General features: G+C 69.7%; 18 protein-coding genes. 16 read left to right on the top strand and 2 right to left on the bottom strand.

The features are described from left to right. Nucleotides 1–9 precede the first annotated feature (9 nt). The 3 genes from FB381_RS11000 (at nt 10) to FB381_RS11010 (ending at nt 2,690) form a co-directional block, all read left to right on the top strand. Entirely contained in the window at nt 10–360 is a 351-nt protein-coding gene (locus FB381_RS11000) for a DUF2200 domain-containing protein (protein WP_246088062.1), read from the top strand. Between the two features lie 168 nt (nt 361–528). Next, a complete protein-coding gene (locus FB381_RS11005) occupies nt 529–2,163 on the top strand; it encodes an ABC-F family ATP-binding cassette domain-containing protein (RefSeq protein ID WP_141780331.1) in 1,635 nt (544 codons plus the stop codon). Nucleotides 2,164–2,261: 98 nt separating this feature from the next. Then, nucleotides 2,262–2,690, top strand: a complete 429-nt coding sequence (locus tag FB381_RS11010; RefSeq protein ID WP_141780332.1) for a hypothetical protein — start codon at nt 2,262–2,264, stop codon at nt 2,688–2,690. A gap of 30 nt (nt 2,691–2,720) precedes the next feature. On the opposite strand, the gene FB381_RS11015 is transcribed toward FB381_RS11010, so the two are convergent. Further along, on the bottom strand, nt 2,721–2,912 hold the full coding sequence (locus tag FB381_RS11015) for a type II toxin-antitoxin system VapB family antitoxin (protein WP_170225129.1): 192 nt from the start codon (nt 2,910–2,912) through the stop codon (nt 2,721–2,723). 122 nt (nt 2,913–3,034) lie between these two features. On the opposite strand from FB381_RS11015, the gene FB381_RS11020 reads away from it, so the two are divergent. From FB381_RS11020 to metK, 12 genes are all read left to right on the top strand, one after another. Next, complete coding sequence (locus FB381_RS11020; RefSeq protein ID WP_141780334.1) at nt 3,035–3,622, top strand: NUDIX hydrolase; 588 nt, start codon at nt 3,035–3,037, stop codon at nt 3,620–3,622. A gap of 187 nt (nt 3,623–3,809) precedes the next feature. Then, nucleotides 3,810–4,835, top strand: coding sequence for an AIM24 family protein (locus FB381_RS11025; protein WP_141780335.1), 1,026 nt, complete (start codon nt 3,810–3,812; stop codon nt 4,833–4,835). Between the two features lie 189 nt (nt 4,836–5,024). Beyond that, complete coding sequence (gene carA / locus FB381_RS11030; RefSeq protein WP_141780336.1) at nt 5,025–6,161, top strand: glutamine-hydrolyzing carbamoyl-phosphate synthase small subunit; 1,137 nt, start codon at nt 5,025–5,027, stop codon at nt 6,159–6,161. A 3-nt stretch (nt 6,162–6,164) separates the two neighbouring features. Continuing rightward, nucleotides 6,165–9,503 carry a carbamoyl-phosphate synthase large subunit gene (gene carB / locus FB381_RS11035; RefSeq protein WP_141780337.1) on the top strand — a complete coding sequence of 1,113 codons (3,339 nt, stop codon included), beginning with the start codon at nt 6,165–6,167 and terminating at the stop codon, nt 9,501–9,503. Next, entirely contained in the window at nt 9,500–10,588 is a 1,089-nt protein-coding gene (locus FB381_RS11040) for a quinone-dependent dihydroorotate dehydrogenase (RefSeq protein ID WP_211352390.1), read from the top strand. Before carB ends, FB381_RS11040 begins: the two co-directional genes overlap by 4 nt. Continuing rightward, nucleotides 10,585–11,412: an orotidine-5'-phosphate decarboxylase gene (gene pyrF / locus FB381_RS11045; RefSeq protein ID WP_141780338.1), complete on the top strand. Its 828-nt coding sequence runs from the start codon at nt 10,585–10,587 to the stop codon at nt 11,410–11,412. The genes FB381_RS11040 and pyrF overlap by 4 nt, the downstream gene beginning before the upstream one ends. 126 nt (nt 11,413–11,538) lie before the next feature. After that, on the top strand, nt 11,539–11,988 hold the full coding sequence (locus tag FB381_RS11050) for a hypothetical protein (protein ID WP_141780339.1): 450 nt from the start codon (nt 11,539–11,541) through the stop codon (nt 11,986–11,988). A gap of 167 nt (nt 11,989–12,155) precedes the next feature. After that, on the top strand, nt 12,156–12,476 hold the full coding sequence (gene mihF, locus FB381_RS11055) for an integration host factor, actinobacterial type (protein ID WP_141780340.1): 321 nt from the start codon (nt 12,156–12,158) through the stop codon (nt 12,474–12,476). Nucleotides 12,477–12,481: 5 nt separating this feature from the next. Further along, entirely contained in the window at nt 12,482–13,120 is a 639-nt protein-coding gene (gene gmk, locus FB381_RS11060; RefSeq protein WP_141782713.1) for a guanylate kinase, read from the top strand. Nucleotides 13,121–13,127: 7 nt separating this feature from the next. Next, entirely contained in the window at nt 13,128–13,439 is a 312-nt protein-coding gene (gene rpoZ / locus FB381_RS11065) for a DNA-directed RNA polymerase subunit omega (protein WP_141780341.1), read from the top strand. Nucleotides 13,440–13,537: 98 nt separating this feature from the next. After that, entirely contained in the window at nt 13,538–14,749 is a 1,212-nt protein-coding gene (coaBC, locus tag FB381_RS11070; RefSeq protein ID WP_141782714.1) for a bifunctional phosphopantothenoylcysteine decarboxylase/phosphopantothenate--cysteine ligase CoaBC, read from the top strand. Between the two features lie 127 nt (nt 14,750–14,876). Then, entirely contained in the window at nt 14,877–16,076 is a 1,200-nt protein-coding gene (gene metK / locus FB381_RS11075; protein ID WP_141780342.1) for a methionine adenosyltransferase, read from the top strand. A 138-nt stretch (nt 16,077–16,214) separates the two neighbouring features. Here metK and FB381_RS11080 read toward each other — a convergent pair whose 3' ends face one another. Continuing rightward, the gene (locus FB381_RS11080) at nt 16,215–18,314 is read right to left on the bottom strand and encodes a neutral/alkaline non-lysosomal ceramidase N-terminal domain-containing protein (RefSeq protein WP_211352391.1); all 2,100 of its coding nucleotides are present in this window, start codon (nt 18,312–18,314) and stop codon (nt 16,215–16,217) included. 114 nt (nt 18,315–18,428) lie between these two features. Here FB381_RS11080 and FB381_RS11085 point away from each other — a divergent pair, with 114 nt between their 5' ends. Further along, a complete protein-coding gene (locus FB381_RS11085) occupies nt 18,429–20,498 on the top strand; it encodes a primosomal protein N' (RefSeq protein WP_246088063.1) in 2,070 nt (689 codons plus the stop codon). The last annotated feature ends 22 nt before the right edge of the window (nt 20,499–20,520 follow it).

Consider the following 20,520-nt stretch of genomic DNA (forward strand, 5'->3'; position numbering starts at 1 on the left):
CTCGGCCGCGTGGATAACCTCGAACGCGTCTACAAGATGCCCTTCGGCTCCGTCTACCCGCACTACGTGACGAAGGTGGGGAAGAAGGGTCGCACCACCGCCGAACTGCACCAGGTGATCACCTGGCTGACCGGCTTCGACGACGACGCGATCGCCAAGCACGTCGAGGCCGGGACGAGCTTCGAGGAGTTCTTCGCCGCCGCAGATCTCAACCCGGGCTCGACGCTGATCACCGGTGTCGTCTGCGGTGTGCGGGTCCAGGAGGTCGAAGACCCGCTGATGCGTCAGGTGCGTTATCTCGACAAGCTCGTCGACGAGCTGGCCAAGGGCAAGGCGATGGAGAAGATCCTCCGCGGCTAGACCCTGCCCGACTAGACCTGCGCGGCCAGACCTGCGAATAATCGGCTGGACGTCGCAGCCGTCGCCCACGTACGCTCGTCGCATCATGAAGATCTCGCGCTGACCTCCGACCCGCGCCCGAGGCATCTGCCCGGCGGGTCGTCCTCGAACCCGAAGGCCAGCGCCGTCATGTCATTCTCGATCACTTCGTCCGGTCCGATCCTCGTCCGTGATCTGTCCGTCTCCTTCCGCAGCGGATCCGTCCTCGCCGGGATCGACCTCACCGTCTCCCCGGGCGAGCGGATCGCGCTCGTGGGGGAGAACGGCGCCGGCAAGTCCACACTGCTCCGCGCTATCGCACACGAGCTACCGCTCACCGCCCAACGCACAGGCACACTCGAGTCGCCCGACGACCTCGTCTGGTTGCCGCAGGAGCCGCCGTTCCGTGACGAGGCGAGCATCGAGGACGTGCTCGCCACCACGCTGCGTCCGCTGCGAGAGGCCGTCGAGACGGTCGAGAAGCTCGCCGACCGCCTCGATGAACCCGAGATCGCCGAGACGTACGCGAGCGCGCTCGACTTCGCTGTCGCCCACGACGCCTGGGACGCCGATCGGCGAGCCCTCCTGGCCGCGGACCGACTCGGCCTGAGCGGGCTCGACAGGGAGCGTCCGATCAGCACGCTCTCCGGCGGTCAGCGGACCAGGCTGGCGCTCGCGACCGCGATCACTCGCCGACCGGACGCGTTGCTGCTCGACGAGCCCACCAACCACCTCGACGACGACGCGGTCGCCGTGCTGGGGGAGTTCCTGCGTGAGCTGCCCGGCGCCGTGCTCATGGCCTCTCACGACCGTGTCTTCCTCGACGAGGTCGCCACCGGGCTCTTCGATCTCGACCCGGTCCCGCACGGCGCCGGGGGCACCGACGGCGCCGGCGGGCGCCTCTTCGGCGGCGGCTGGACCGCCTACGAGGATGCCCGGAAGGCGGCACGCGAACGGTGGGAGCAGACCTTCACCGAGCAGCAGGACGAGCTCAAGCGGTTGCGCGCCGCGACGAAGATCGGCAACGACGCGATCGCCCACAACCGCGGCCCGACCGACAACGACAAGTTCATCTACAAGTTCAAGGGCAGCAACGTCGAGCGCAGCCTCGCCCGCCGCAAGAAGGACGCGACCCGGCGACTGGAGGATGCCGAGGAGACGCAGGTACGCAAGCCGCCCCCGCCGCTCCACCTGAGCACCGGGCTCTCCTCGGCCGGCGCCGCGGGACGGGTGGCCGTCGTACGCGACCTGGTCGTCGAGGGTCGCCTCGAGCTGCCGGTGCTCGACATCACCGCGGGCGAGCACGTGCTGATCACGGGGCCCAACGGCAGTGGCAAGTCCACCCTGCTCGGGGTGCTGTCCGGGCGCGTCGAGCCGACCTCCGGCGAGGTGCAGATCGGCGCCCGTCACGTCGAGGAGCTCACCCAGGACCCGCAGTTCGGCGACCTGCGTCGCAAGGTGCGCGACGTCTATGAGGAGTCCGTGGGGGAGGAGCTGGCCGACCGGGTGCCGCTGCGAGGCCTCGGCCTGGTCCACCCGCGCGACCTCGGTCGTCCGGTGGGTGCGCTCAGCGTCGGTCAGCGCCGCCGCCTCGACCTGGCGATCGCGGTGGCCACCGGCCCGGATCTGCTGCTCCTCGACGAGCCCACCAACCACATCTCGCTCACGCTCGCCGGCGAGCTGGAGGAGGCGATCGGGGTCACGCCCGGCACCGTCGTCGTCGCCTCCCACGACCGCTGGCTGCGCCGGGGCTGGTCGGGAGCGGAGCTTCAGCTGCGCCCCTGACGGGCCACTTGCGGGCGAAACCCTGTGGATGAGCAGAGTTATCCACAGCCGCCGCGTACCTCGTTGTCCTGCTCTCGACGCCGTGGTGCGCTGTCCCCATGACAGCCAAGACTCCGTACGCTCCAGTCCTCCGCACCCAGGCCGACGTCGAGGCCGCCTGGCGCCATCTGATCAACCCGCTCGGGTGGCCCGAGCCTCGGTTGTGGTTCATGTTCATCGGTCGTGACGGCGTCCCGTTCCCACAGTTGGGCCAGATCGAGGAGATGCCCGCCGAGATCGACGCGGAAGGTTCCGAGAACGTCGCGACCATGATGGGGCAGCTGGTCGGCGACATGGGTTTCGACCGGGTCGCGTTCCTGCTGTGCAGACCGGGCGGCGGGTCTCCGGGCGCGAGCGATCGGAGGAACGCCGCCGAGCTCTACGCAGCCTGTCGGGCAGCCCCGGTCCCGGTCGAGGTCATCCACCTGGCCACCGACAAAGACTTCTGGCCGATGCCGATGGACATGGTCAGCACGGAGGTCGCCTGACGCTCAGACCTCCAGAGCGCAGACCGACCGCTAGAACTCCAGCGTGACCTTCGTGTCGCCGAGCTCACGGGTGACGATGCGATCGAACTCGGCCGCCGCGGCCTCCCGGTCGACGAGGTCACGCAGCGCGTGGTCGATCGCAGCCTGGTTGGTCGTGGTCCCGGCGATCTTTCTCGCCTCGGCCAACAACTCTTTGTCGATGCTGATCGACGTCTCGGTCATGGCGTACCCCCGCACGGATTCTGGATGAAACATCGAAACGCTAGCGCTGCACGCCCCTGCAACGCAATGACCTGCGAGAACCGTCACAGCGTGTCGCAGTCATCCGGATATGGTGCTCGACCATGAGCGCGGACGACGGCCCGTTGGCCGACATCTCGACCATGGTGGCCTCGATCCAGCCGATGGACACGGTGGAGAGCAGCCACCTGGCTGACGCGTCAGCGTGGTTGGACGGGACCGACGACGTGTTCAGGCGACGCAGCGATCCGACCGAACCGGCCAAGCACCTGGTCTCCTACTTCCTGCCCGTCGACCTGGCCAGTGGCCACGTCCTGCTCGGTGACCACCGCAAGTCGGGCCTCTGGCTGCCGCCAGGCGGTCACGTCGAGCCCGGCGAGCATCCCGCAGACACCGTGCGTCGCGAGTGCCTCGAGGAGCTCGGCGTCGAGGCTCGGTTCCATCGCGACCTCGGGCCGCGTCCGCTCCTGCTCACCGTCACCGACACACGACCGGAACGCCCCGACCAGCACACCGACGTCAGCCTCTGGTTCGTGCTCTCCCGCGACCACCGTGACCCGCTGGCGCCCGACGAGCGGGAGTACGCCGGTGTGCGCTGGTGGACGCCGGCCGAGATCCGCTCCGGCGATCCGCGGCTGTTCGATCCCCATATGGGCCGGATGCTCGAGAAGCTGACGACCCTTACGGCCTGATCCTCGCTCATGGCGCTGGGAGCCGGCTCTGTTGCTCTGAGGAGTCCGGCCTCTCGGGGCCGAGCTCGGAAGGCGAAGGTCACAGAAACCGGCCGCGAGCGTGGATCACCGGCGAGTCGCGCATCGCGGGCATGCCAGGATGGAAGTGAGAAGGACCGATGTGGGTCCGTGAACGCAGGGGTTTTAGATGACGGACGCGAACTGGTACCCGGACCCGACCGGACAGGGCGAGCTTCGCTACTTCGACGGGAGCCAGTGGACCGAGCACATCTCCACGGGCGGGCAGCAGTCGACAGCACCCTTGACGCCGCCTCGGGCGTCGATGGAGCAGGAGGCGCCGACGCAGGTCGGAGCGGCACCGGCCGCTCAGGCGCAGGCGGCCTACGCGGAGAGCGCCCAGGAACAGTCTGGCCAGTTCGCGCAGCAGGCGCAGTACGGCCAGCAGGCCCAGCAGCCTGCCCAGCATCAGGGCCAGCAGCCGGCCCAGCAGCCGGCACAGCAGCCAGCACAGCAGGGCCAGCCCGCCGGCGACGCGTTCGCCGGGATCTCGGGCGACCTGATCGACGGCCGGTTCACGGAGGTCGAGGGCGAGGGCGCGGTGCTGCAGAACAAGAAGCTGCTGCGCGTGCGCGTGGGTGAGCCTTTCCAGGCCCGCCAGGGGTCGATGGTGGCCTACCAGGGCAACGTCTCGTTCAAGTATCAGGGCGGCGGCATGGGCAAGTTCCTCAAGCGTGCCGTGACCGGCGAGGGGCTCAGCCTGATGGGTGTCGAGGGCCAGGGTGACGTCTTCCTGGCCGACGCGGCCAAGGAGGTCCACATCCTCCGGCTGAACAACTCCGGCATCTCGATCAACGGCGACCACGTGCTCGCCTTCTCGGGAGGCCTGCAGTGGAACATCGAACGCGTCCAGGGCGCGGGCATGCTCACCGGTGGCCTCTTCAACACCACGCTGCGCGGCACCGGCTGGGTCGCGGTCACCACCGACGGCGAGCCGGTGGTCCTCAACGCCGCCGAGGCGCCGACCTTCACCGACACCAACGCCGTCGTCGGCTGGTCGGTCGGGCTGCAGACCAGCCTGCAGAAGTCGTTCACAGCCGGTGCGCTGATCGGCCGCGGCAGCGGCGAGGCGTTCCAGGTCGCGTTCCAGGGGGCCGGTTTCGTGATCGTGCAGCCCTCCGAGGGCGCGGTCGTCCCGCCCCACTCCCACAACTGACCGGCGATCGACCGGCAACTGACCGGCAACCGGCACCGTCGCTTGTGGCGTCGGTCACGGGTCGAGACGTACGACACGACCGACCCGTGGCCGGCGACTGCGGCCAGGCCGCATCTCGCTGATACTGTCACCATCAGTTGACCGACATCCTTTAAGCACCGTCCTGTGAGGCGGAGAAGGAGGTACGGCGTGCCGCTGCATGCCCACAAAGAAGCACTCCTCGTACTCGAAGATGGTCGAACCTTCCGAGGGGAGTCATTCGGCGCCGAGGGCGAGACCTTCGGCGAGGCCGTGTTCTCCACCGGCATGACCGGCTATCAGGAGACGCTGACCGACCCGAGCTACCACCAGCAGGTCGTGGTGATGACCGCTCCGCACGTCGGCAACACCGGCGTCAACGACGAGGACCCGGAGTCGAAGAAGATCTGGGTGGCCGGATACGTCGTACGCGACCCTGCCCGGGTCTCCTCGAGCTGGCGTGCCCAGCGCACGCTCGACGACGACCTCCGTGACCAGTCCGTCGTCGGCATCTCCGGCATCGACACCCGCGCGCTGACCCGTCACCTGCGCGAGCGCGGTGCGATGCGCGTCGGCATCTCGACGATCGACACCGACCCCGAGGCCCTGCTCGCCAAGGTGCGTGCCAGCGCCGAGATGAGCGGCGCGAACCTCTCCGAGGCGGTCAGCACCCAGGAGACGTACGTCGTCGAGGCGAAGGGCGAGAAGCGGTTCACCGTCGCGGCCCTCGACCTGGGCATCAAGGAGATGACCCCGGAGCGGATGGCCGAGCGCGGCATCGAGGTGCACGTGCTCCCCGCGACCGCGACGCTCGAGGACGTCAAGGCGGTCAACCCCGACGGCCTCTTCTACTCCAACGGCCCCGGCGACCCGGCCGCGACCACCGGTCAGGTGGAGCTCCTCCAGAAGGCGCTGGCCGAGGACATCCCCTACTTCGGCATCTGCTTCGGCAACCAGCTCTTCGGTCGCGCGCTCGGCTTCGGGACGTACAAGCTCAAGTACGGTCACCGCGGCATCAACCAGCCGGTCATGGACCTCACCACCCGCAAAGTCGAGGTGACCGCCCACAACCACGGCTTCGCCGTCGACGCGCCTGTGGGTGAGGAGACGAAGACCGAGTTCGGCATCGCGACCGTCTCCCACGTCAACCTCAACGACGACTGCGTCGAGGGCCTCGAGCTCAAGGACGCCGAGACCGGGAAGCTTAAGGGCTTCTCCGTCCAGTACCACCCGGAGGCCGCGGCCGGCCCGCACGACGCCGGCTACCTCTTCGACCGTTTCATCGCAACCATGGCGAAGGAGGTCTGAGCGATGCCCAAGCGCGAAGACATCAAGTCCGTGCTCGTGATCGGCTCCGGCCCGATCGTCATCGGCCAGGCCTGCGAGTTCGACTACTCCGGCACCCAGGCCTGCCGCGTGCTGCGCGAGGAGGGCATCAGGGTCGTCCTGGTCAACTCCAACCCGGCCACGATCATGACCGACCCCGAGTTCGCCGACGCGACCTACGTCGAGCCGATCACCCCTGAGTTCGTCGAGAAGGTCATCGCCAAGGAGCGCCCCGACGCCCTGCTGGCCACCCTCGGCGGCCAGACCGCGCTCAACTGCGCGGTGGCGCTCGACGAGCGCGGCATCCTGGAGAAGTACGACGTCGAGCTGATCGGCGCGAGCATCGACGCGATCCAGCGCGGTGAGAACCGCGAGCAGTTCAAGGAGATCGTGGCCGAGCTCGGCGGCGAGAGCGCGAAGTCGGTCATCTGCCACTCGATGGACGACCTGCTCGCCGGCGCCGAGGAGCTCGGCTACCCCGTCGTCATCCGGCCGAGCTTCACGATGGGCGGCTCCGGCTCGGGCTTCGCCTTCGACGAGGCCGAGCTGCGCCGTCTGGGCGGCGCCGGCCTCGCGGCGAGCCCGACCACCGAGGTGCTCCTGGAGGAGTCGATCCTCGGCTGGAAGGAGTACGAGCTCGAGGTCATGCGCGACCGCAAGGACAACTCGGTCATCGTCTGCTCGATCGAGAACCTCGACCCGATGGGCGTGCACACCGGCGACTCGATCACCGTCGCGCCGGCGATGACGCTGACCGACCGCGAGTACCAGAAGCTGCGTGATCTCGCGATCGGCATCATCCGTGCCGTCGGCGTCGACACCGGCGGCTGCAACATCCAGTACGCGGTCAACCCGGTCGACGGCCGGATCATCGTCATCGAGATGAACCCGCGTGTCTCCCGCTCCTCGGCGCTGGCCTCGAAGGCGACCGGTTTCCCGATCGCCAAGATCGCCGCCAAGGTGGCCCTCGGCTACACGCTCGACGAGATCGACAACGACATCACCCGCCGCCCCGACGGGCAGAGCACCCCGGCCTGCTTCGAGCCCACCCTCGACTACGTCGTGGTCAAGGTGCCGCGGTTCGCGTTCGAGAAGTTCCCCGGCGCCGACACCGCGCTGACGACGCACATGAAGAGCGTCGGCGAGGCGATGGCGATCGGCCGCAACTTCACCGAGGCGCTGCAGAAGGCGCTGCGCAGCCTGGAGAAGCCCGAGGCGGTCTTCGACTGGACCCAGGAGATCATCGAGCTCGACAAGCTCGCGCTGCTCGAGGAGATCAAGACCCCGACCGACGGCCGGCTCAAGCGCGTCATGGACGCGATCCGGGCCGGTGCGAGCCCGGAGGAGATCTTCGAGAGCACCAAGATCGACCCCTGGTTCATCGACCAGCTCTTCCTGGTCAACGAGATCGCCCGCGAGATCATCGCGGCGCCCGAGCTCACCGCCGACGTGCTCCGCTACGCCAAGCGCCACGGCTTCTCCGACGTCCAGGTCGGCAAGATGCGCGGCATGACCGCCGACGTGGTGCGCGGCGTACGCCACGCCCTCGGCATCCGCCCGGTCTTCAAGACCGTCGACACCTGTGCGGCCGAGTTCGCCGCGAGCACGCCCTACCACTACTCCTCCTACGACGAGGAGACCGAGGTCGCACCGCGGGAGAAGCCGGCCGTGCTCATCCTCGGCTCGGGCCCCAACCGGATCGGGCAGGGCATCGAGTTCGACTACTCCTGCGTGCACGCCTCCCTCGCGCTGAGCGAGGCCGGCTACGAGACCGTGATGGTCAACTGCAACCCGGAGACGGTGAGCACCGACTACGACACCTCCGACCGGCTCTACTTCGAGCCGCTCACCCTGGAGGACGTGCTCGAGATCGTGCACGCCGAGCAGGCGGCCGGTCCGGTCGTCGGCGTCATCTGCCAGCTCGGCGGCCAGACTCCGCTCGGGCTCGCGCAGGGTCTCAAGGACAACGGCGTGCCGATCGTGGGCACCTCGCCGGAGGCGATCCACCTCGCCGAGGAGCGCGGCGCCTTCGGCCGTGTGCTGGCCGAGGCCGGCCTGGTCGCGCCCAAGCACGGTATGGCGACGACCTTCAACGAGGCCCGCGAGATCGCCGCCGAGATCGGCTACCCGGTCCTGGTCCGCCCGAGCTACGTCCTCGGCGGGCGTGGCATGCAGATCGTCTACGACGACGAGGCGCTGCGCTCCTACATCGAGGCCGCCACCGAGGTCACCCCCGACAAGCCGGTGATGGTCGACAAGTTCGTCGACGACGCGGTCGAGATCGACGTCGACGCCCTCTACGACGGCGACGAGCTGTTCCTCGGCGGCGTCATGGAGCACATCGAGGAGGCCGGGATCCACTCCGGTGACTCCTCCTGCGCGCTGCCGCCGATCACCCTGGGCGCTGCCGAGGTCGAGCGCATCCGCGTGGCCACCCTCGGGATCGCGAAGGGCGTGGGCGTACGCGGCCTGCTCAACATCCAATACGCGCTCGGCTCCGATGTCCTCTATGTGATCGAAGCCAACCCGCGTGCGTCCCGCACCGTCCCGTTCGTCTCCAAGGCGACCGCCACGCCGCTGGCCAAGGCCGCGGCCCGCGTGATGCTCGGAGAGTCGATCGCCGAGCTGCGTACCGCCGGCGTGCTTCCCGCGACCGGCGACGGGGGAGCACTGCCTCCTCAGCAGCCGATCGCGGTCAAGGAGGCGGTGATGCCGTTCAACCGGTTCCGCACGCCGCAGGGCCAGCAGGTCGACACGGTGCTCGGGCCGGAGATGAAGTCGACCGGCGAGGTCATGGGTCTCGACTCCGACTTCGGACGCGCCTTCGCCAAGAGCCAGTCGGGCGCCTTCGGGCCGCTGCCGACCCAGGGCCGGATCTTCGTGTCCATGGCCAACCGCGACAAGCGCACCATGATCTTCCCGATCAAGGTGCTCGCCGACCACGGGTTCGAGATCTTCGCCACCGAGGGCACCGCCGAGGTGCTGCGCCGCAACGGTGTGCCGTCGCGGCTGATGCGCAAGCACTCCGAGGGCACCGGCCCCGACGGGGAGAAGACGACCGTCGAGCGCATCCTCGCCGGCGAGGTCGACCTGGTCATCAACACGCCCAACGGCACCTCCAACGCGAAGGAGGCCCGGATGGACGGCTACGAGATCCGCACCGCCGCGGTGATGGCCAACATCGCCTGCATCACCACGGTGCAGGGCCTCGGCGCCGCCGTGCAGGGCATCGAGGCGCTGCGGCGCGGTGAGATCGACGTACGCAGCCTGCAGGAGTGGCGCGAGGTCGTCGGACACCACGACGGCGGGGTGAGCGGCCGGTGAGCGAACACAAGCGCGCCAAGCGCCCGGGCATCAGGCCCTACCGCACCCTGTTCGACAAGGTCCTGACCAGGACCGACGCCGAGCGGGCCCACCAGCAGGCCTTCGCCGCGATCCGTGCGGCCGGCCCGGCGCTGTCGAAGGCGCCGACGCCCGGCTCTCCCGTGCACGCCATGGGTCTGACCTTCCCCAACGTGATCGGGCTGGCGGCCGGCTTCGACAAGAACGCCGTCGGGATCGACGCGCTGGGCGGCCTCGGCTTCGGTCACGTGGAGATCGGCACGGTCACCGGAGAGGCGCAGCCGGGCAACCCGGCGCCACGGCTCTTCCGGCTTCCCGCCGACCGAGCCGTGATCAACCGGATGGGCTTCAACAACGAGGGCGCCGAGGCCGTCGCCGCGCGTCTGGCGAGCCGCCTCGAGCGGCGCGGAGCCGTTACCGGCGGACCGGTCCTCGGCATCAACATCGGCAAGACCAAGCTCGTGCCGGAGGACGACCAGGCGGCCGTCGAGGCCGACTACGCCAAGTCGGCCCAGCTGCTGGCGCCCTACGCCGACTACCTGGTCGTCAACGTGAGCAGCCCCAACACGCCCGGCCTGCGCACCCTGCAGTCGGTCGAGAAGCTGCAGCCGCTGCTGGAGCACGTACGCTCGATCGCCGATCAGGTCACCAAGCACCGGGTGCCGCTGCTGGTCAAGATCGCCCCCGACCTGGCCGACTCCGACGTGACCGAGGTGGCCGACCTGGCCCTGGCCATCGGCCTCGACGGGATCATCGCGACCAACACCACGATCGGCCGCGACGGGCTCGACTCGACTACCGCCGACATCGCCGCGGCGGGCGCCGGGGGGCTCTCGGGCGCGCCGCTCAGGGCCCGCTCGCTCGAGGTGCTCGAACGGCTCCGCGCCCGGGTGGGGGAGACGATGACCCTCATCGGCGTCGGCGGCATCACGACCGCAGACGACGCCCGCGAACGCCTCGAGGCCGGCGCCGACCTTCTCCAGGGCTACACCGGGTTCATCTACGAGGGACCGCTCTACGCCCGCCGGGTCGCCAGCGGTGCAGACACGAAAGGCACGCAGCGATGACCTTCGGCTCACGATACGCGGCCGCGCTCAGCGAGCGTGGCCGTCTCTGTGCGGGCATCGACCCGCACGCCTCGTTGCTGCACGCCTGGGGCCTGGACGACGACGTCGCCGGACTCGAGCGGTTCGCACTCACCGCGGTCGAGGCACTGGCACCACACGTGCCGGTCATCAAGCCGCAGAGCGCCTTCTACGAGCGCTTCGGCTCCCGCGGGGTCGCGGTGCTGGAGCGAGTGATCGCGGAGTCGAGGGCGGCCGGGGCGCTGGTGCTCCTCGACGCCAAGCGCGGCGACATCGGCTCGACCAGCCAGGCCTACGCCGACGCCTATCTCGACCCGTCCAGCCCGCTGGCCTGCGACGCGGTGACCGTGAGCGCCTTCCTCGGCTTCGGCTCCTTGACCCCGTTCGTCGAGACGGCCGCCAAGCACGATGCCGGGCTCTTCGTGCTCGCCCTGACCTCCAACAAGGAGGGCCCGGAGGTGCAGCACGCGACGGTCGAGGACGGTCGCAGCCTCGGGCGGGTCATGCTCGATCACCTACGCCGGCTCAACGACGCCGAGGAGCCGCTGGGCTCCTTCGGGGCTGTCGTCGGCGCGACGATCGGCGGCGTGGACGGCGCGGGTGTGGCGTACGACTTCGGGTTCAACGGCCCCATCCTGGCGCCGGGTTTCGGCCAGCAGGGCGGCACCCCGGCCGACCTGGCCCGCATCTTCGGGGCCGCCAACGCCAACGTCGTGGCCAGCACCAGCCGCGGCCTGCTCCGGAAGGGCCCCGACACGGCCGCGCTGCGTGACGAGGCGCTGCGGCTGCGCGACGAGCTCGGCTGAGGCCTGCCCCTCCGTCAAGGTATGCAGCGATCGGGTCGCCTCCCGTGCGGACCTCCGCGCGGGAGGCGACCTCGCCTCTGCATACCTTGATGAAGGAACCACCTCGGCGCCTGACACACTGGCCCGATGATCACTCTCCGGGTGGCCGCCCAGATCCTCGTCGTCCCGATCCTCGCCGTCGGCATGAGCGCGTGCGGTGATCAGACCGAGGACTACTGCGGCTCGCTGAAGGGCCATCAGAAGGAGCTGACGAACACGCTGGGGGAGGGCGGCACCAGCAGCCTGATCGCCGCTCTGCCGATCTTCGAGGATCTCGAGCGCAACGCCCCCGACGACATCGAGAAGGACTGGAAGACGCTCACGGGGGCGATCTCCGGCCTCAGCAAGGCACTCGAGGCCGCAGACGTCGGCGCCGACGACTTCGACGGCGGCAAGCCGCCGAAGGGCGTCAGTGACGCCGAGACGAAGAAGATCGCCGATGCTGCCACGAAGGTGAGCAGCAAGAAGACACAGAAGGCATCCGTACGCGTCCAGCAGCAGGCGCGCGATGTCTGCCACACCTCGCTGACGTTGTGAACCTGCTGTGCATCGATACGGCAACCCCGATTGCCGCGCTGGCAACGTAATGGCTAGATTGGCGCGAGCGCTTAGTGAAAGCGCTCAGCCGGGGGGCCACGATCCCAGTTGCCGCGCACCCCGGTTGCCCAGTTGACGTGAACAATTGATCGTGAAAGGGAGTCTTCGTGGCTCTGCCTCCGGACATCACCCCTGAACAGCGCGCTGCCGCGCTTGCCAAAGCCGCGGCCTCGCGCCAGGAGCGGGCTGCTGTCAAGAACAAGGTCCGTACTGGCGGCATGTCCGTCACCGAGGTCATCGAGGAGGGCAAGAAGAACGAGGTCGTCGGCAAGATGAAGGTCATCGACCTGCTGACCTCTCACCCCGGCCTCGGTGAGGTGCGGGCGACCCAGATGATGGAACGTCTCGGCATCGCGATGAGCCGCCGTGTGCAGGGCCTCGGCCCCAAGCAGGTGGCCGCGTTGGTCGAGGAGTTCGCTCGCCGATGAGTCTGATGACGGACGAGAAGATCTCACCGAGCCCGGGAGCAGGCCCGGACGCGAGCCAGGAGAAGCGACTCGTCGTCCTGGCCGGCCCGACCGCGGTCGGCAAGGGCACCGTCTCGGCGGCTGTCCGCGACGACCACCCCGAGGTCTTCTTGTCCGTCTCGGCGACGACCCGGAAGCCTCGCGAGGGCGAGGTCAACGGGGTGCACTACCTCTTCGTCTCCGACGAGGAGTTCGACACGATGGTCGCCGAGGGCCAGCTGCTGGAGTGGGCCACGGTCCACAACATGGCCCGCTACGGCACGCCGCGCGGCCCTGTCGAGAAGGCGCTGAGCGACGGCCGGCCCGCGATGCTCGAGATCGACCTGCAGGGCGCCCGGCTCGTGCGCGAGACCATGCCGGAGGCGATCTTCGTGTTCCTGGCGCCGCCGACCTGGGAAGAGCTCGTACGCCGCCTGGTCGGTCGAGGCACCGAGACCGAGGCCGAGCGGGAGCGTCGGCTGAAGACTGCGCGGGTCGAGCTGGCGGCGGAGAAGGAGTTCGACGTCACCATCGTGAACCACGAAGTTCATCAGGCAGCCGAAGAGTTGGTAACCTTGATGACGCTCGGCATCCCGAGCAAGAAATCCGACCAAGCCGACAAGTGAGGCTCACGTGGCTGCCCCTCAGATCGACGCCCAGGGCGTGACCAACCCCTCGATCGACGACCTGCTGACGAAGACCGACAGCAAGTACAAGCTGGTTCTCTACAGCGCTCAGCGGGCTCGCCAGATCAACGCCTACTACTCCCAGCTCGGCGAAGGCCTGCTGGAATACGTCGGCCCGCTGGTCGACACCCATGTCCAGGAGAAGCCCCTCTCGATCGCGCTGCGCGAGATCAACGAGGACCTGCTCACCTGCGAGGACATCGACCCGGCCGAGCTCGCCGCCCAGGCTGCGGCTGCCGACACGCCCGCCGAAGCCTGATCCTTGGCATCGTCGCCGACCGATCACAGGCTCCGATGACTGCCTCTGGCTCCGCCTCGGTGCCCCCGGCCGCTGCTCTCCACGAGCAGCGGCCGCGCGTGGTTCTGGGGGTCGCGGGTGGCATCGCTGCCTACAAGGCGGCCGATCTGCTGCGCCGGTTCACCGAGTCGGGCCATGACGTGACCGTGGTGCCGACGGCCTCCGCCCTCGAGTTCGTCGGCGCGCCCACCTGGGCGGCGCTGTCGGGCAAGGAGATCGCCACCGGCGTCTTCGAGAACATCACCGAGGTGCCCCATGTGCGGATCGGGCAGCAGGCCGATCTCGTCGTGGTCGCGCCGGCTACCGCCAACACGCTCGCCCGTGCCGCCCACGGGCTGGCCGACGACCTGATGAGCAACGTGCTCCTCACCGCGCGCTGTCCGGTCGTCTTCGCCCCGGCGATGCACACCGAGATGTGGGAGCACCCGGCCACCCAGGCCAACGTGGCGACGCTGCGCGAGCGCGGCAACATCGTCATCGAGCCCGCCGAGGGCCGCCTGACCGGCAAAGACACCGGCAAGGGCCGGCTGCCCGACCCGGCCGAGATCTACGAGCTCTCCCGCGCCGTGCTGGCGCACGGTGCCCGGGCCGACCTGGCCGGTCACCACGTGGTCGTCTCGGCCGGTGGCACTCGCGAATACCTCGACCCGGTACGGTTCCTCGGCAACCGGTCCTCGGGTCTGCAGGGCTACGCGATCGCTCGCGCGGCCGCCGCCCGCGGCGCCGAGGTCACCCTGATCGCCGCCAACGTCGCGCTCGCCGACCCGGCTGGTGTCAAGGTGCTCCGTGTCGGCACCACCGCCGAGCTGCGTGACGCCGTCGTCTCGGCGGCCGCCGGTGCCGATGCGGTCGTCATGGCCGCCGCGCCGGCCGACTTCCGGCCCACGGGAGTGAGCGACGCCAAGATCAAGAAGGCCGACGACGGGTCGGCCCCGACGATCGAGCTGGTGCAGAACCCCGACATCCTCGCCGAGATCTCTCAACAGCGGGCGAGGCCGGGCCAGGTCGTGGTCGGCTTCGCGGCCGAGACCGGCGATGCGACCGGCTCGGTGCTCGACCTCGCCGCGGCGAAGCTCAAGCGGAAGGGTTGCGACCTGCTCGTCGTCAACGACGTCAGCGGTGGAGCGGTCTTCGGCAGCGAGGTCAACAAGGCGGTCATCCTGAGCGCCGACGGTGGCCATGTCGACGTCGACGAGGGCGCGAAGTCGGCGCTCGCCGAGGTCATCTGGGACCAAGTACGCCTACGTCTGGATGAACAGCGCGCGAACTGACGACACGCCAGGCGCCACGATGAGGACCACGGCTGCGGTCTTGGGATTCGGGGTCTATGTTTGTCGACCAGAACGATTGCCGTATCGACCTGAACCACCCACATGAACCTGTGAAACGGAGTTACACGTGACCGGACGTCTCTTCACGTCGGAGTCGGTGACCGAGGGGCACCCGGACAAGATCGCCGACCAGATCAGCGACACCGTGCTCGACTACCTGCTCGAGCACGACTCCAAGAGCCGGGTAGCCGTCGAGACCCTGCTGACCACCGGCCTGGTCGTCGTCGCGGGCGAGGTGACCACCGACGCCTACGCGCCGGTGGCGCAGCTGGTGCGCCAGAAGATCCTCGACATCGGCTACGACTCCTCGCTCAAGGGCTTCGACGGTCACTCCTGCGGCGTGCAGGTGGCCATCGGTGCGCAGAGCCAGGACATCGCCCAGGGTGTGGACACCGCCGAGGAGCACCGGCTGGCGACCTCGATCGACGAGCTTGACCTGCAGGGCGCCGGTGACCAGGGCCTGATGTTCGGTTACGCCTGCGACGACACCCCGGAGCTCTTCCCGCTGCCGATCAAGGTGGCCCAGACGCTGGCCGAGCGGCTGACCGAGGTGCGCAAGGACGGCACGCTCGACTACCTGCGCCCCGACGGCAAGACCCAGGTCACCATCGAGTACGACGACGAGGGCCAGGCCGTCCGTGTGGACACCGTCGTGCTCTCGACGCAGCACTCCGAGGAGACCACCCAGGAGCAGCTGCACGCCGACATCAAGAAGCACGTCATCGAGCCGGTGCTCGAGCGGTTCAAGTCATCGGTTCCCTTCGACGGCTACAAGCTGCACATCAACCCGACCGGCCGCTTCGTGGTCGGTGGCCCGATGGGTGACGCCGGCCTGACCGGCCGCAAGATCATCGTCGACACCTACGGCGGCATGGCCCGCCACGGCGGCGGCGCCTTCTCGGGCAAGGACCCGTCGAAGGTCGACCGCTCGGCTGCGTACGCGATGCGCTGGGTGGCCAAGAACATCGTCGCCGCGGGCCTCGCCCGTCGCGCCGAGGTGCAGGTGGCCTACGCCATCGGCAAGGCCCAGCCGGTCGGCGTCTTCGTGGAGACCTTCGGCACCCACACGGTGCCCGAGGCCAACATCCAGAAGGCCGTCCTCGAGGTCTTCGACCTCCGCCCGGCCGCGATCCTGCGCGACCTCGACCTGCTGCGTCCGATCTACGCCAAGACGGCTGCCTACGGTCACTTCGGCCGCGAGCTTCCCGAGTTCACCTGGGAGCGCACCGACCGCGCCGACGCGCTCAAGGCTGCTGCCGGCGCCTGATCCGGCTTCCAGGGATACCCGGTCGACCGGGTATCCCTGGACTTGACGGGCACTGAAACACCCATCAAGTCCAAGAAGTGCCTGACAACTCCGGCGCCCCGTCCCATACCCTGGGACGGGGCGCCGGCGGCTTTCGGGTCAGCGCACCTGGAACGTACGCGTCGTGCCGCTGAACTCCTTCAGCCCCGCGCCGAGCGGCTTCCTGGCGGCACCGAAGTAGCGCATCCGATACGTGCCGGCCTGCTCGGGCACCCAGGTGACGGTGGCGTCGATCCCGAGCGACCTGCCGGTCGCCCACCGGATCTTGGTCGACCAGTCGCCGTCGTCGGCCACGCGCACCCAGCCCGAGCCCGTACGCCGCTCGACGCTGAGGTAGGTGTCGCCGTGGCGCAGGTCGTTGTCAGGGTTGGCGGCGGCGAAGACGGCCTTGACCTCCTCGCCGGTCCGGTTGGAGGCCGAAGGCTCGGTGAGCACATCGCCGTGGTGGAGGCCGAGACCGAGACTGTCGCTGGAGACAGTGGCAGGGGTGCCGGGCACGTAGGCGGGGTCTCCGGCACGCGTGCCGACCTCGAGCTCGGTGCCCTGCTCGATCGAGGTGGCGAGCTCGGAGACGACCTGCTGGTAGGCGGGCAGCTGATAGCGGCCGAAGAGCGTCGAGCCGCCCTCGTACTCCTGGGAGTCGTACTCCTCGGGCGTCGTCAGGTAGTGGGCGTAGGCGTTGGCGTAGCCGTTGACGAGGATGTGGTCGATCGGGGCGCCGGTGACCTCGGCGACCTCGCGCCGCAACCGCAGGCCCGAGGTGATCGTGACCTCCTGCGGCAGGCCGACCAGGTAGAGGTCGCCGATCCTGACCAGCTGCACGGGCAGCTTCTGCTGCACCATCCCGACGACGCCGACCGGGAGCGCGATCTCCTTCGGTGCCTGGCAGGCCTTCAGCGCCGGGCTGGCGGTGTAGGCGATCTTCGAGATCAGGTCGAACACGGGGTTGCCGCCGTCCTTGCCCTCCTTGAAGATCGGCAGCCCGCCGCCACCGTCCTCGGTCGAGCCGGCTGCGAACGGGGCACCGAGCGCGGCCTTGCAGGTGTGGTGCACCTTGCCGTCGGGCGTGAACTCGCGGCCGACCTCCACCTTCGACATGTCGACGTAGACGAGGCGGGAGTCGAGGCCGCCGCTCAGCTCCTGCTGGGTGGCCTCGGTGCCGCGCAGGGCGCCCTGGTACTGGCGTCCGCCGATGATCCGGGTGTTCTTGAACGGGTCGTCGGTCGGGCCGGTGCCGGGCTTGAGCGCCAGGTTGGGACTCATGTCGCCGGCGTTGGTCTGGGCGAAGGCGCTGACCATGCCGGGGTCGTCGCTGTCGGTGACGTAGTCGACGCCGCGTGCCTCGCGCTCCCAGTGGTATTCGGCGTAGCCCTTGTTGTCGGGGCTGATCAGCTTGTTGCTGGTGGGCAGGCTGGTCGCGTGCACGGGGAACCAGTTGATCACCCCGTCGAGCTTGCCGTTGCGCCGGATGCTCATGGTCGTCGACTGGGTGTCGGTGCCGCGCTCGCCGAAGAAGGCCTTGTCGCCGGCCGGGTTTCGGTCGTACGCCTCGCGGGAGCGGTTCACGTTGGCGTCGTCGACCTCGGAGATGCCGAGGGAGAGCTCGGCCGGGGCGAGGTCGTCGTGGGCGCGCACGATCGAGCGGAAGATGCCGTCGACGATCGCGCTCTCGGTGCCCTCGTGCTGGCCGCCGGAGAAGAGGTTGTACATGTTGTAGTGGCTGAATCCCGCCGCGCCGGCGTGCGTGTGGGTGGCCGTCAACATGACGTTCTGCTCGCCGTAGGTGTCGCCGTAGGTCTTGGCCAGACGATCCATGACGTCGTTGCGGATGTTGGAGAAGATCATCCCGATGTCGGCGGTGACGTGCACGAAGCGCCTGCCGCTGGCCCGGTCTTCGATCACGAACGCCCGCGAGCGCTGGCGCTGGTGGAGCCCCTCGGTGAACTGGGAGGTGTCGGCGTAGCCCATCATGCCCACCCCCAGCGGCTCGCCGGTGACGTCGGCGATGCCCCGGCCGGCGAGCCAGCCGGTGCCGGAGGTCGGTGTCGAGGTCCCGGCCGCTGTCGCGTGCGGCGTCGTGGTCGCCTCCGCGCTGGTGCTGGGGATGTTGATCACGGCGGTGACGAGCGCCAGCCCGAGAGCCGAGAGCGCGACGAGCAGCCTGGGCCGGCGTCGCGTACTGGGGGTGAGGGGGTTCACCTAAGGCCTCCTGAGAAATGTTAGGTGCGGTCAACCTAGCGGCTCCCTGTGATCTGAGTTACGCGGTGTCCGCGAGGCTCGGGCTGTCGGAGGCGACTGGTAGGAATGTCGTCTGTGAGCCGGGGACCGAATCAGGCAGCCGGGGCAGCCGAGCTGGAGCTGCCCGGGCTGGTCCGCGACCGCGTCAAGGAGGGGCGGGCGAAGGCGGCGGCCACGCGTGCGCGCAAGGCGGCCGACGCGGAGATCGCCTCTGTCGACCCGGTCGCGAAGGTGCTCGTCGACCTGCCGATGGCCCATCTCGACCGCCCCTTCGACTATGCGGTGCCGGCGGCGATGGCCGAGGAGGCCCTGCCCGGGGTGCGGGTCAAGGTGCGCTTCGGGCCCAAGGACGTCGACGGCTTCATCGTGGCCCGCGCGGAGGCCTCCGAGCATGCCAACCTGCAGCCCCTCAAGCGGGTCGTCAGCCCCGAGCAGGTGCTCACCCCCGCCGTCGCCGCGCTGAGCGAGTCGGTCGCGCGCCGGTATGCGGGCGCTCGGGCCGACGTGATCCGGCTGGCGGTGCCGCCACGGCACGCGTCGACGGAGAAGGCGGAGCAGGCTGCGACCTCTCCTGGTCTGCCGTACGACGCCGAGGCGGCGTCCGCGGCGTGGTCAGGGCACGAGCCGGCGGCCGCCTTCCTGCGACACCTGGCCTCGGGGGGAGCGCCGCGGGCGGTGTGGCACGCTGCGGCCGGCACCGACCACGCCGACCTGATCGCTCATGCCACCGCGGCCACGCTGGCCTCGGGGCGAGGTGCCCTGGTCGTCGTGCCCGACTGGAAGGATCTCGCCCGGCTCGACGCCGCGATGACGAAGGTGCTGGGGGAGGGGCAGCATGCCGTGCTGGCCGCCGACGCCGGCCCGGCGCAGCGGTATCGCGAGTTCCTCCGGGTCTCGCGTGGCCAGGTGCGGGTCGCGATCGGCACCCGCGCGGCGGCCTTCGCGCCGGTGCGCGACCTCGGCCTCGTCGTCGTCTGGGACGACGGCGACGACCTGCTCGCCGAGCAGCGCTCGCCCTACCCGCACGCCCGCGACGTGCTGCTGCTGCGAGCCGAGCAGGAGCGTACGGCGGCGCTCGTGGGTGGCTTCGCGCGCACCGTCGAGGCCGGTTTCCTGGCGGAGACGGGCTGGGCGCAGGAGATCCGCCCGACCCGTGCCCTGGCCCGCAGCCGGGTGAGCATCGAGATCACCGGCGACACCGACTTCGACCTCGAGAAGGACCCGCTCACCCGCACCTCCCGGGTGCCTCGCGAGGCCCACGAGATCATCCGCGTCGCGCTCGCGGACGGGCCGGTGCTGCTGCAGACCCCGCGGCGCGGCTATGCGGCCTCGTTGGCCTGCGACCGATGCCGTACGCCTGCCAGGTGCTCCGCCTGCCAGGGTCCGTTGCGGCTCGGCGGGCCGGCGACGCCGCCGACGTGCGGCTGGTGCGCGCACGTCGAGGCGGCGTGGGCGTGCGGGGCCTGTGGCGGTTTCGGGCTGCGGGCGCCGATCATCGGTGAGGCCCGCACGGCCGAGGAGATGGGCCGCTCCTTCCCCGGAGTGCGGGTGATGACCTCTTCGGCGGGCGCCGTCAAGCAGACCGTGCCGGGGGCGCCGGCCATCGTGGTCGCGACCATCGGCGCGGAGCCGGTCGCCGAGGGCGGCTACACCGCGGTGCTGCTGCTCGACACCTGGCTGCTGCTGGGGCGGCCGGACCTGCGTACGGACGAGGAGGCGCTGCGCCGCTGGAGCAACGCCGCCGGGCTGGTGCGGCCTGGCGGACGGGTGCTGGTCGTGGGCGACCCGGCTCTCTCGGTGCTCCAGGCGCTGGTGCGGTGGGACCAGCCCGGGTTCGCCCGGCGAGAGGCGTCGGCCCGCCAGGAGGCGCACCTTCCACCGGCCTCCCGGCTGGCCACGATCACGGCCACCCCGGGGGCGCTCGATGACGCGCTCACCCTGCTCGCTCTCCCGTCCGGAGGCGAGATCCTCGGGCCGGTGCCGGCCGAGTCCACCACCGCCGGTGAGCCACGGCTGCGGGCCGTCATCCGGGTGCCGAGATCCCTCGGAGCAGAGCTGAACGGCGCGCTGGGGGAGCTGCAACGGGTGCGCTCGGCGCGCAAGCTGGACCCGGTGCGGATCCAGGTGGATCCACCGACGCTCTGAGCCGCCGCCGCGCCGGTTAGGG

The sequence above is a fragment of the Nocardioides albertanoniae genome (assembly GCF_006716315.1).
In the GTDB taxonomy this organism is placed as follows: domain Bacteria; phylum Actinomycetota; class Actinomycetes; order Propionibacteriales; family Nocardioidaceae; genus Nocardioides; species Nocardioides albertanoniae.

What these genes read in the sequence shown, in the direction of transcription:
- FB381_RS11020 (WP_141780334.1), top strand. Translation starts at nt 3,035, where the DNA reads ATGAGCGCGGACGACGGCCCGTTGGCCGACATCTCGACCATGGTGGCC.
- gmk (WP_141782713.1), top strand. Translation starts at nt 12,482, where the DNA reads ATGACGGACGAGAAGATCTCACCGAGCCCGGGAGCAGGCCCGGACGCG.
- FB381_RS11015 (WP_170225129.1), bottom strand. Translation starts at nt 2,912, where the DNA reads ATGACCGAGACGTCGATCAGCATCGACAAAGAGTTGTTGGCCGAGGCG.
- FB381_RS11010 (WP_141780332.1), top strand. Translation starts at nt 2,262, where the DNA reads ATGACAGCCAAGACTCCGTACGCTCCAGTCCTCCGCACCCAGGCCGAC.
- FB381_RS11050 (WP_141780339.1), top strand. Translation starts at nt 11,539, where the DNA reads ATGATCACTCTCCGGGTGGCCGCCCAGATCCTCGTCGTCCCGATCCTC.
- pyrF (WP_141780338.1), top strand. Translation starts at nt 10,585, where the DNA reads ATGACCTTCGGCTCACGATACGCGGCCGCGCTCAGCGAGCGTGGCCGT.
- carB (WP_141780337.1), top strand. Translation starts at nt 6,165, where the DNA reads ATGCCCAAGCGCGAAGACATCAAGTCCGTGCTCGTGATCGGCTCCGGC.
- FB381_RS11025 (WP_141780335.1), top strand. Translation starts at nt 3,810, where the DNA reads ATGACGGACGCGAACTGGTACCCGGACCCGACCGGACAGGGCGAGCTT.
- FB381_RS11005 (WP_141780331.1), top strand. Translation starts at nt 529, where the DNA reads ATGTCATTCTCGATCACTTCGTCCGGTCCGATCCTCGTCCGTGATCTG.